The sequence below is a fragment of the Flammeovirga sp. OC4 genome (assembly GCF_000812565.1).
Classification (GTDB): Bacteria; Bacteroidota; Bacteroidia; order Cytophagales; family Flammeovirgaceae; genus Flammeovirga.
The window spans coordinates 238,185-250,554 of sequence record NZ_JTAM01000005.1; the positions used below are offsets into that span (position 1 = coordinate 238,185).

Consider the following 12,370-nt stretch of genomic DNA (forward strand, 5'->3'; position numbering starts at 1 on the left):
TTGATTTTCTTATTAGAATGTAACATTTAACCCCATTAAGTAAGATCTAGCTTGTGGGTATGATCCGTTATCAAATCCGAACCAAGCACCTCCGTGCCCTACTTCTGGATCCATACCAGTGTAATCAGTAAATGTTAGAAGGTTATTACCAGAAACATAAACTCTCACTTTGCTAATACCTGCTTTTTTACTAATCTTTTGAGGAAGAGTGTAACCAATTTGTAAGTTTTTCAATCTTAAATAAGATGCATCCTCAATATGAACCATGTCGTTCAAGTAGTCATAGTTATGACTCTTAGTATCATCGTAAGTAAATCTTGGGAAAGAGTTAGTTGACCCTTCTCCTGTCCAACGATTTAACCAACGAGTTGGGTAATTTTGTCCTTCTCTTAAATCAGTACGTAATGTTCCGTTAACCATTTTTGCTCCCGCTTGACCTTGCCAGAACATAGATAAGTCAAATCCTTTATAGTCCATTCTTACATTCAGACCATACATCCATGAGTGGATTGGCGAACCGATGTTTGTTCTATCGTCATTATCAATCTTACCATCACCATTGATATCCACATAGCGAATATCTCCTGGTTGTGAATCTGGCTGGATAGGCTCACCGTCTTTTGCATGTGCATTTACCTCATTTTGGTTTTGGAAAATACCGTCTGTTTTGAAGCCATAGAAGTATGGTAATGCATAACCTTCTTCCATTAACAATTGACCTTGAGTATTGAATAAGCCAGGCCCGTAAATTTTACCATCTCCATTGGCTACTTCTATCACCTTGTTATCATTATAAGATGCATTTGCTGTGATGTCAAAATGGAAATCTCCATCTCTTTTAGAGTATGTTAATGCCACCTCAATACCTTGGTTTCTTACTGTACCTAAGTTATAGTTAGGACCTGTAACACCAGTGAATCCTGGTACTGGAAGAGTACCTAATAAATCTTGACGTTCTCTTGAGTAAACATCAACAGTAGCAGTAATCTTATCATCAAAGAAACCTGCATCAATACCTAAGTCAATTTCTGAAGCTGCTTCCCATTTTAAATCTGGATTAGCCATTCTCGTAATACCATAACCTGGCACCATATTCTTGTCTGTACCAAAAGGATAAGATGGTGTTCCTCCAAACAACTCTAAGTAACCAAATGCTCCGATATTTTCGTTTCCTACTTTACCCCATGAAGCTCTTAACTTTAAGAAGTTTACAACATCACTTGTTTTTAAGAACTCCTCTTGTGTAAGTATCCAACCTGCTTGTACTGATGGGAAGAAACCAAATTTATTATTCGGTCCGAAGTTAGATGAACCATCGTAACGAGCTGTTGCTGAGATAAGGTACTTCTCTTTGTAGTTGTAACCTACTTTACCAAAGAATGACACTAAACGATGTTGCCATTCTAATTGACCTGTACCCTTCTGAGTATCATTATCAGCTCCATTGTTTACATATGCATAATCCCAACCTGGAATTTGTAAATTATTTCTTGAAGCTCCTAATTGAATACCACTACCATCTCTCATTGTAGTACCAATTAATGCATCGAAAGAGTGTGCACCAAATTTCTTATTGTATGACAATACATTTTCCCATTGATAAACTACATATGAACCTGCAGATTGGTTTACAGAAGAAGTATTAACCTGGTTATCAATGTTATAATATGCCTCAGGGTTGTAATTTCTGTTTCCCCAATTACCGATATCAACACCAAAGTCAGTTCTAAATTTTAGTCCTTTAATTCCTGGTGTAGCCTCAACAAACACATTACCTAAGAATTTGTTGCTTGCATCCTCACTATGAGTATTATTGATTCTAGCCATTGGGTTAACGATCTCTCTTAAACCTTGTTCTGAAATACCATAGTAACGACCATCTTTATTTGCTGGTTTTAAATCATAACCATCAAATTCTTGTATCTTTTCTGGTCTATCCTCCCATACTGTTGTTAAAGGATCGTGTAGAAGTGCATTTTGTAAAACACCACCAAATTGGTTTTGCTCATTAATACCTTGTTTCTCTTCTCTTGAGAAAGTAACATTAGCTCCTGATTTAAAATACTCTGAAATTTTATGAGTAGAATTTAAACGTATTGTATAACGATCAAAATTTGACTTTTCGGGTGCTACAATACCTTGTTGACCAAAATAACCAACTGATGCCATAAATGTAGATTTTTCTGTACCACCTGTCATTTGTATGTTATGACTTTGAATTGGGGCTTGTTGAAACATCTCATTTTGCCAATCTGTATCTGTTGTATTATTATCGATTTCACTTTGGGTAAATCTTGGTACTCTATCCGCTCTTACAGCTCCTTCATTATGGAACATCATATACTCATTAGCATTCATAAGTGGAGTCTTTCTCCAAGCCTCCTGAATACCATAGTATCCATCGTAAGATACAATCGTTCTTCCTGCTTTACCTTTCTTTGTAGAAACTAAAACTACACCGTTTGCACCTCTTGAACCGTAGATCGCTGCAGAAGCTGCATCCTTTAATACTTCAATAGACTCAATATCATTTGGGTTTAGGAAATTGATGTTATCCATTTGAACACCGTCAACTACATATAAAGGAGTGTTGTTTCCATTTGAACCAGTACCACGCACTCTAATATCAATACCTGCACCTGGCTGACCAGAAACTGGCGTTACTAATACACCTGGCGTTCTACCTTGTAATGATTGAGCTGCATTTTGAATAGGTGTTTGTGTGATATCCTCAGATTTTACTGAAGCAATTGCTCCTGTAACAACTGATTTCTTTTGAACTTGGTAACCTACTACGACTACTTCTTCTAATTGCTCTACATCCTCTTCTAAAGCAATATTGATTGTAGTTTGCGTACCTATCACAACCGATTGCTGAGAATAACCAATAAAAGAGAATATTAATTCTTCTGACCCCTCTGGTACTGATAACTTATAGTTACCATCAAAATCTGTAATTGTACCTGTAGAAGATCCTTTTACTTTTACATTAACACCAGGTAAAAAACTGCCATCCTGAGCAGAAGTTACCTGTCCCGTGATCATTCGATCTTGCGCATTTGAAACGTATGCTGATAACATTAAGCATACGCAAACAAGTAACGAAAGAACATTTTTAGTTTGTAAAAAATTTTTCATTCCATTAAGATTTACGATAGAATAAATTAAGAGTCAAATAATAATTCAGTGTCTTTTTTAAAATAACTAAACTCTTATAGTATAATGAACAGTTGAACTTGCGCTTTTTGTTTTTCTGTCAATTCAAACATACTAGGTAGATGTATACAAATGCAAATTCTAAATTTGTTAATATTTTATAAATTATAACTTAAATAAAAACATTAAAATTATTGAATATCAACAACTTATATAATAAGTGTATCAAGTACATTCATTTAATTAATCAATTAAAAAAAATGAATTTTAACATAAAATTTTAATAAAATAGAATAGAATATCACTAGAAAAAAAGTCGAATACGTAACAATTAATTCATATTGAAATAATCTATATGATCAACTATAATTACACAAGTGTAGTTTCTACTTATTATTCGCTCTCAAAACAACACCTACATCAATAACATAATTAAACACAGCAACGCTCAATAATGTTAATTAGAGCTAAATAATCCTATGCTTAATCACATCTAAGTTTACATCAGTACTTTGAATAGAATATGAAAGTGAGGAAGGTTGTTTCTCAAAGAAAATTATTGTTTCAGAAGAACTGGTAAGTGGTTATTTCCTAGATCGAAATTGAATTATTAGAAGAGACACCCAAATGTTAGCAAGAATAGACCTATTGCCAGCATCACTATAATCTATCATTGTATTGATTACACATTCAATTGTCCTGCTCATAGATGATCATTGTGCATTCTCTTATATGCAAAAAGGCCATCACTTTCGTGACAGCCTTTTAAACTCTGTTATTATGATTTTATCCTAGTACTTATACTTTTTCAGATACCTTCGGAGCTCCTTCTAAAATTGATGGATCTTCCAACCCTTCTTCAAACTGCTTGAAGTTCTCTACAAACTTAGCAGCAAGCTTCATTGCAACAGCATCATAGTTCTTGAAGCCATTGGCTTTCCAAGACGCTTTTGCATCAAGTGCCTCATTTGGCACGCCTTCTACCTCTTTTGGTACTTGTACTCCAAACACTGGGTGTTCTACAAATTCAACATGATCTAACTGTCCTTCCAAAGCTGCGGTGATCATTGCACGAGTATATTTCAACTTCGTACGACCTACTCTATCTGAAGGACCATTTGACCAACCTGTATTGATCAACCAAATATTTGTTTTGTACGTTGTCATTTTTTCACCTAACATCATAGCATATACTGAAGGATGCAATGGCATGAAGGGTGCTCCAAAGCAAGCCGAGAAAGTTGGCGTTGGTTCTGTTACTCCTGCTTCTGTACCTGCTACCTTTGCGGTATACCCAGACATGAAGTGATACATTGCTTGTTCCTTTGTCAACTTAGAGATGGCAGGCAAAACACCGTACGCATCACAAGTAAGGAAAAATATATTTTTAGGGTGTGTTTCTGATACTGATGGAATCTTAGCATTATCAATATGATCAATAGGATAAGAAACGCGCGTATTTTCAGTAACAGTCACATTTGTGTAATCAACTACTGACGTTCCTGGGAAAAAGCGAGTATTTTCCAACGTTGCACCAAACTTAATGGCATCCCATATCTCGGGTTCATTTTCTCTCGTTAGGTCTATGGTCTTTGCATAACAACCTCCTTCAAAGTTGTAAATACCTTTATCAGACCACCCATGTTCGTCATCTCCAATAAGATTTCGGTTAGGGTCAGCTGATAACGTTGTCTTACCTGTACCTGAAAGTCCAAAGAATACGGCTGAATCACCTTTCACCCCTTCATTTGCTGAACAGTGCATAGGTAATACATTTTCATCAACCAAGAGGGCATTCAACACAGAGAAAATACCTTTTTTAATTTCACCTGTATAACGTGAACCTCCTACTAGTGCCGTCTTTTCTCCAAAATTTAAAATTGAGAAATTACCTTGACGAGTACCATCAAGCTGAGGGTTTGCATGAAAGTCAGGTGCTTGTAATACAACATAATCAGGCTCACCGAATGATCTCAACTCTTCATCACTTGGCACGATGAACATGTTGTTTACAAAGTGTGAAACAGAAGCGAGAGGAGTTACAACTCTTACCTTAATACGATATGCCGGATCAGCTCCTGCGTAAACGTTATTGACATACAACTTTTGGTTGTTTAAAAGGTAATCTACCATTTTACTGGCTAAACCTTCAAATTTGTCTTGTGGAAAAGGCTTGTTGATACTTCCCCACCAAACTCGGTCTTTGGTATAATCATCTTCTACGATAAAACGATCTTGAGGAGATCGACCAGTGTATTTTCCGGTATCGCACATGATTGCACCTGTGGAGCTGAGAGCACCTTCTCCATTTCTAATTGCTTCTGCGACCAATTGGGCTATAGACAGATCGCGATTTACTTGTTTAGACTCTGCTAAAAGTTTACTGGCTAATTTGTGTGTTGCTGTCATATTGGTAGGTTTTAATTCGTAATAAAATATTATAATAGTACAATTAATAAAATGTACCTAATGGGTTGATTTCAGCATTATGATAGTAAGTAATTTGAGTAATGTGTTGTTGCTTGTGTTTAAAGTTTACTATACAATACTACAATCTATATTATCATATTCTAGTGACCTACATCAACATTTATTAGTAATTTTATCACTATCCTAGGTAAATATCATTATTACATACCTTAATAAACTGATTAACAGAATATTAACAAATAGTTAAATTTTAAACCTTTGAATTATTTGTAAAAAATACGTTTATTTTTCAACAGAAATAATTCTCTAATAATTGAATTACTCATCAAATGTAGATATTACGTTTAATATAACAAAAGAAAAGAAAGCATAATTCAGTCTTTTTCTTTAAAATATTCAATTTTAGAATATAATCACTAATATTCATCATCATTTACACATGATTTTAATACGTAAATTATACATTTAAAATTAAAGCGTATTTTGTTTGATTGAATTAATAGATTAACGCATATTTGACCCTTTCACATACATTATATAATAGCGACATGCATACTAACCAAGACATTCATGTGAGTTCAGAAGTAGGAACTTTACGAAGATTAATGATACACAGCCCAGATGAGGGCATTGGCAAAGTAATTCCTACAAAAGCACAAGATTGGCTTTTTGAAGACATTATTCATTTGGAGACAATGAGGAAGAAAGAATATGATCTTTATTTAAAAATTCTACTCTACTTTCTAGACTATCAAAACATTCATCCTCGTATCCACTCCATTGATTTACCTGAATCACAAAGACATTTTTATAAGCCTGATAAAAAAGATTATTTCAATAGTGACAAGGTGATTGAACCGCAAGCATTACTTGCTCACATTTTAGAAAAAAATGATATTAGAAGCAGAATGATCGCTTCTGTATGTGCACACGAGGGTACTTCTTATTCTCTTCAAGACGAATTAATGGAATTGGAATCCACTATTCTTGCTAGAACAATGATATCTGGAATCCTTCCTGACAAAAGAATGATTTTCCCTCCTATCCCTAACTTTATCTTTACGAGAGATCTTGGCATTACTGTCAATGATCATATTTTGCTGAATAAGCCCAAGAAAAAAGCTAGAACTAGGGAATCGATTATCATGAAGTATATCTTCTTTAATCACCCTATGTTTGCAGAATATACAGACAAGGTGATTGAGATTACAGATCCTGAAGATTTCTTTTTACTTGACGATGAAGAACAAGAACAAAAGATCGTGACAATTGAGGGTGGTGATGTGATGATGGTCGCTCCTAACCATCTTTTAGTAGGGGTAAGTGAGAGAACTTCTATTCATGCTGCAAGCAAAGTAGTACGCGAAATGCACAAAAGAAATATTGTAGAGAAAGTAACTGTTGTGAAAATTCCTGCAAAAAGAGCTTACATGCATATTGACACTACTTTCACTCAAGTAAAACGTAATCTTTGGGTGATGTTCGGTTCTTTCTCTAAAGAGGGTTTGAAAAAAGAACAAGGTGATTTTATTCCTTCATTGGGTAATTCGAAAAGTGAAAACGAGTTGGAAATCCTTCAATATGTAAAAGGACAAAACTATGATCAACCAATACGATTTGACTATCTGGAAGATCTACTCAACGATATAAGTTTAAACGACCTTCATTCTACTGAACCAACGCAGTTCATCTACTCTGGCAACAATATGTTCCCTCACGGTAGAAGAGAACAATGGACAGACTCATGTAATGTTCTTGCACTCAAAGAAGGAGTTGTTATTGGCTATGACCGAAATGACAAAACTTCTGAAGGTTTTAAAAAGCATGGTATGAAAGTCGTAAAAGCAGCTGATTTAATTCAAGATTTTGCTCAAGAGAAAATTTTACCTGAAGATGTAAAAGACACATTAATTTTACTTCCTTCAGCAGAACTCTCAAGAGCTAGAGGTGGATCGCACTGTATGTCTATGCCTCTAAAAAGAGATTTCTTATATTAATTTTATAGAAGTACAAAGTCAAAAGTATCATTTATTTTCAACTTAGTACCTCAGGGTTAAAAAATGAATCCATCATTAGTATTTCGAATGCATTATAGAAATATTAATGATGGATTTTTATGTTTTATTTCACTCAATATCACATCGAAACGTTTTTCATTTCACTACAAACCGGCTATTTTTTTCTTGTGATATTGCAATAACTTTTTTAATAATGGTTAATATTTATAGTCATGTCTATGACACTGCCTAACTTCCTTACATTTATTTTTTATCCTTTATTAGATAGAATATATTTATAGTGGCGATAAAACCATTTGTGATTACAATTGGCCAAGCACCTAACATGATACCATATATCACAAAAACAACACACCCTACAGAATTTACCAAACGAAGAAGTTTTACATTTTTGAGGGAAAATGATATCATTAATAAAAGTGAGGCCAAGTAACCTACATACTCAGGTGAAAATTCCATATTTACGAACGAAATTAAAATTTAAGATGAAAAAAAGTATAGCAATCTTATTTACAGCATTATTCTCTCTTTTAGCTGCTAATTCAGCCTTCTGTCAAATTGAAAAATATGATCCGAATGCAAATGCGATTGCTGATGTTAAAGCTGCTATTCATTTAGCAAAAAAAACAAATAAACACGTTTTCGTAAAAGTAGGAGGAAATTGGTGTAGTTGGTGTAAACTTTATGCAGAATTTACACATGATAACGAAGATATTGCAAATATCATGGAAGACAACTACATAAAAGTCCTTGTCAACTGGAGTAAAGAAAATAAAAACCCTGCGGCAATGGAATACCTAAAGTTCCCTCAACGATTTGGTTATCCCGTATTTGTGATTATTGACGGGAATGGCACAATCATTCATACTCAAAATTCAGCGTATTTGGAACAAGGGAACGGGTATGACAAAAACAAAATTATGCAATTTTTAATGGGATGGACGCCAAAGGCTGTAGATCCTGATACTTATAAAAACTAAACATGAAACCTATTTTATTCCTTATTGCTTATTTCCCCCTTTTATTATTAGTCCATTCTTGTAAACCTGTCACGGTCTACCCTCTAAAACAAGGAGAAGTCGCTTTTGATTGGAGTAATAGCACTGCTTTAACCGCAAAAGTTATTGTATTGGATCGTTACCCTATGGAACCTCCAGTGTATGGAAAAACCAGGGTATTTACTAGAGCCAGTGACACCGTGAAAGTCAGTACACAGTCTTTCGAATACAGAGGTTCCTGTACTGTTGAACCTTATGAAAATCAGGAAAATTTCCCTTATGCATCTGTAAAATATAGTGTCAGTGTAAGTCAATCCAGTACGAAAGAAGTACAATTATGGGATATCAATGTTGATAATACTAAAGGTTCTAATTAAATTTTCACAACCATAAATCACTAAGACCGATTGACTTAAATAACATAAACTTTTAAAAAAGTTCACCCCAACTTAACTTTTAATTACTTATATTTTATAATTTTTGTTAATAGTAATTTTCATCATTTTGTTTTTTCAGCAAAAGCATCTTATTTATAACATGAAAAATAAACTATCATAAGTTAAATGTAACTTCACGTGTCTACTAAATATTTTTACGCTATTGTAATAGCGGCTATTTGTTTGATAAGCGCTCCCAATGAATTATTTGCTGAAGAAGGCGGTAAAAAGAAAAAAGGAAAAAACGGAGACGAACATGATAAAACCTTGGTAGAAGGGGAACATCATGAAAATCACTTTGAACTAGAATTATCATTCAACAATGGTAACCAACTAGAATTCACAAGCTCGGTTTACTTTGCCCACCTCACTAAATTTCAGGGAACTGTTGAATTAACTGGTCATCACTTTGCAGGTTGCTTTGTGAGAGAGATTCCTATTGGTCATTCTAAATGGGGTACTTTTGTAGGACTGGGCTCTACTTTTGGTTTCGAGCATTTACATGAAGAAACTGATAATGGAAGCCACCAACCTCATTCTAAAGAAAGTACAAACCAAAAAGATTGGAGTGGAAATGTTATTGTACAATCAGGATTAGCTTATTCTTTAGATAAGCATTGGAGTACTGGTTTCACACTTTCTCCGGGTATTGATGTAGAAACTCGTCAGCCTAATTTTGGTATGACACTCGACTTAGTTTTTGGTTTCTAATCAACTTGATGACAACATTCCTTAATTAAGAAATATTAATTGTTTAATCATAAACATAAATGATAATATTGCGTTGAAATTCACATCTACACTTTGTTATTGAAGCGTAGAAGTGATAACCTAATAGACTCATTAATATTATCAACTATCGATATGATTTACAATAATTTCTTATTTCGCATTGCTTCATCGGCTATATGTATAGTTGGTTTAAGTTTTTCCTCTTTTGCACAAACAGAACTGGAACATCATCAATATACTGAAAGCAACGAAGAAGATTATACTTCTCATTCTAAGGTTCACTCTGAATCTAATCTGGAAAAGGAGTTCGAACATCACAATGAGAATGAGAAGCATCATAACCGGTATGAATTAGAAATCTCCTACAATAATGGAGGTAAGTATGAATTTACAGGGTCAATCTACTTTGCTCATTTGACTAAGTTTCAAGGTACAGTAGAATTTACCGGTAAACACTACGCCGCTGTTGTCGTTAGAGAAATTCCTATTGGTCACTCAAGATGGGGTACATTTGTAGGTGTAGGCGGTACGTTTGGCTTCCATGATCATGAAGTCCCTTCAGATCATGATGAGCACTATTTGAATGTTGAATTGCATGACGCTCCACATCCTGATGATTATAGCTCTACTGATGCAGAGACCCATCGAGAATGGAATGGAGCCGTAATTGTTCAAACTGGATTGGCCTATTCGATCAATCGCCATTGGAGTACAGGATTTACACTTTCTCCGGGTATTGATGTCCAAACAGGTGAACCTACTTTTGGAGCAACTATTGACCTAGTTTTTGGTTTTTAATACAACACAACCTTATCAATCAACAAGAAATAAAAATGGGATAGAAATCATTGTGATGAATTCTATCCCATTTTTCATGTTTGAGAAGTCTAATTACATTCTGAAACTGTAAAATCATTGATTTGATCATAGAACTCAAATTCCATCAACTGATCAATATCCTCTTCTATCCAATCGTTATCACAACCTCTTTTAACCATTTTATAATGAAGTACATAATCTTGCTTTTCATTAGGGTTAATTTTCGCTGCTTTTGAATAATTGCCTTTAACAAACTCATTTCTTGAATTTCTTAATTCAAACGTTCCATCTGCAAAAAGCTTGATTTCATTTTTAAAATCCTGATCAAGGTTTGTTCTTTGGTAAACTTGAGCCTGAGGCAGAGCAGGTGCTACTTCATTGTCATTTGAACATGAAAAAAGAGCTAAAACTGCTACTAGAAAAATAGAAAGAAGTGATTTTGTATTCATCTTATTATAAAGTTTTGATTCAACCTTAAAAGGGAAAACAAAAACCAAAACCCCTATCTATTTCCACATTTTTTTATACTGCTCTAAATTTTAGACTTCAATTCTTTTACCACATGAAACACAACAGGACATGTTAAGGTATTTCGTGCATGTAATGCAGGCCTTTGATTAAAACCTTGATTTTGCGTTAAGGGATAATCTCTACATGCTTTTGGTCTTGCCTCATAAATAGAACAGTAGTTATCTGCACCAAGGAAAGGACAAGGTTGTTGATTCATCACATAATCTCCATCACTATCCACACGCATGTACTCAGAAATCACCTCCGTTTCTTTCATTCTGAAGTGTTTTGCTATTCTTTTTACATCTGTAGCAGTTACTACAGGGCTAATCGTCTTACAGCAATTCGCACAAGTTAAGCAGTCAAACTTTTGAAAGGCCTCTTCATCTGCATCATTGACAATTTGATCAATTTGTTTTCCTTTCTTGACTTTTTTAAGTCGTTTTAAAAAGGTTTGATTTTCTTTATATTTTGATTTGGCATTTTTTTGCCAATCTGCATACAAATCCATTTTTTATAATTGATAAGCGTACATCATTTTTTGTTTAAAGCAAAATACTCTTTGTGTTGCATGATCATACAATACGAATTCTACTTTTTTTAAGGGAAGCTTGATGTAGCGAGTTTCTAAACTGTAGAGTGCTTTAAAGTGCAACTCATCTTTTTCTAACCAATACACCTCCTCTGAGGTTAATCCGATGGCTTTTGCTTTCTTGACCGCATAAGGTTCTGATAGAATATTCCCTAAAAGGTCAAATGTAAAAACACCTCTGTATCGATCTAAAACATAAAGGTTATTTTGATGCACTCTCATCCAAATGGGTTCCCAAGAGGTACTATTGATTAGTTGCTCTAATGGTACATCTATAGAGATCTTTTTCACATCAGGAAAATACTTTTTCAGACGAAAACTTCCTTGATCATATAACCAAATCCCTCCATCACTCGCATTAGTAGCTACTGAAGCATACTCTACAAGACCTGGATCAAAAATGTACTCAGACTGTTCGGTCAACTGTTGCCCTAAAATCCGAATACCCTGCCAATCCTCAGAGAATAAAACTGTATTGAGCATTGCCCAAGCATCAATCTGAACCTCCGCTGGAGAAGATGGAGAATACCATCTTTTTTTTTCACCATCAACCCACTGGCTTAAGTTACCTTGTTCATCTGCAACATAAACATATCCTTTCCGATCAATATCTACTGAAACAACCTCTCCTACTTCAATCTCATAAAGTAATTGTTGTGCTTCTGTAAACATTGTAGT

General features: G+C 34.5%; 10 protein-coding genes. 5 read left to right on the forward strand and 5 right to left on the reverse strand.

Annotated elements, in window-relative coordinates; genetic code table 11:
* Positions 1–12 precede the first annotated feature (12 nt).
* A complete protein-coding gene (locus PL77_RS06225; protein WP_052444214.1) occupies positions 13–3,081 on the reverse strand; it encodes a TonB-dependent receptor in 3,069 nt (1,022 codons plus the stop codon).
* A gap of 873 nt (positions 3,082–3,954) precedes the next feature.
* Positions 3,955–5,565, reverse strand: a complete 1,611-nt coding sequence (gene pckA, locus PL77_RS06230) for a phosphoenolpyruvate carboxykinase (ATP) (protein WP_044202885.1) — start codon at positions 5,563–5,565, stop codon at positions 3,955–3,957.
* 569 nt (positions 5,566–6,134) lie between these two features.
* Here pckA and PL77_RS06235 point away from each other — a divergent pair.
* The 5 genes from PL77_RS06235 (at position 6,135) to PL77_RS06260 (ending at position 10,569) form a co-directional block, all read left to right on the forward strand.
* A complete protein-coding gene (locus tag PL77_RS06235; RefSeq protein ID WP_044202888.1) occupies positions 6,135–7,583 on the forward strand; it encodes an arginine deiminase family protein in 1,449 nt (482 codons plus the stop codon).
* 506 nt (positions 7,584–8,089) lie between these two features.
* Positions 8,090–8,584 carry a DUF255 domain-containing protein gene (locus tag PL77_RS06245; protein WP_044202892.1) on the forward strand — a complete coding sequence of 165 codons (495 nt, stop codon included), beginning with the start codon at positions 8,090–8,092 and terminating at the stop codon, positions 8,582–8,584.
* A 2-nt stretch (positions 8,585–8,586) separates the two neighbouring features.
* Entirely contained in the window at positions 8,587–8,979 is a 393-nt protein-coding gene (locus PL77_RS06250) for a hypothetical protein (protein WP_044202894.1), read from the forward strand.
* 198 nt (positions 8,980–9,177) lie between these two features.
* Complete coding sequence (locus PL77_RS06255; protein WP_156152267.1) at positions 9,178–9,750, forward strand: hypothetical protein; 573 nt, start codon at positions 9,178–9,180, stop codon at positions 9,748–9,750.
* A gap of 153 nt (positions 9,751–9,903) precedes the next feature.
* The gene (locus PL77_RS06260) at positions 9,904–10,569 is read left to right on the forward strand and encodes a hypothetical protein (protein ID WP_044202898.1); all 666 of its coding nucleotides are present in this window, start codon (positions 9,904–9,906) and stop codon (positions 10,567–10,569) included.
* Between the two features lie 89 nt (positions 10,570–10,658).
* Here PL77_RS06260 and PL77_RS06265 read toward each other — a convergent pair whose 3' ends face one another.
* The 3 genes from PL77_RS06265 to PL77_RS06275 form a co-directional block, all read right to left on the reverse strand.
* Positions 10,659–11,039: a hypothetical protein gene (locus PL77_RS06265; RefSeq protein ID WP_044202900.1), complete on the reverse strand. Its 381-nt coding sequence runs from the start codon at positions 11,037–11,039 to the stop codon at positions 10,659–10,661.
* An 83-nt stretch (positions 11,040–11,122) separates the two neighbouring features.
* Positions 11,123–11,611 (reverse strand): YkgJ family cysteine cluster protein, encoded by a 489-nt coding sequence (locus tag PL77_RS06270; RefSeq protein ID WP_044202902.1) that lies wholly within the window; start codon positions 11,609–11,611, stop codon positions 11,123–11,125.
* Between the two features lie 3 nt (positions 11,612–11,614).
* Positions 11,615–12,364 carry a hypothetical protein gene (locus tag PL77_RS06275; RefSeq protein WP_044202905.1) on the reverse strand — a complete coding sequence of 250 codons (750 nt, stop codon included), beginning with the start codon at positions 12,362–12,364 and terminating at the stop codon, positions 11,615–11,617.
* Between the last annotated feature and the right edge of the window lie 6 nt (positions 12,365–12,370).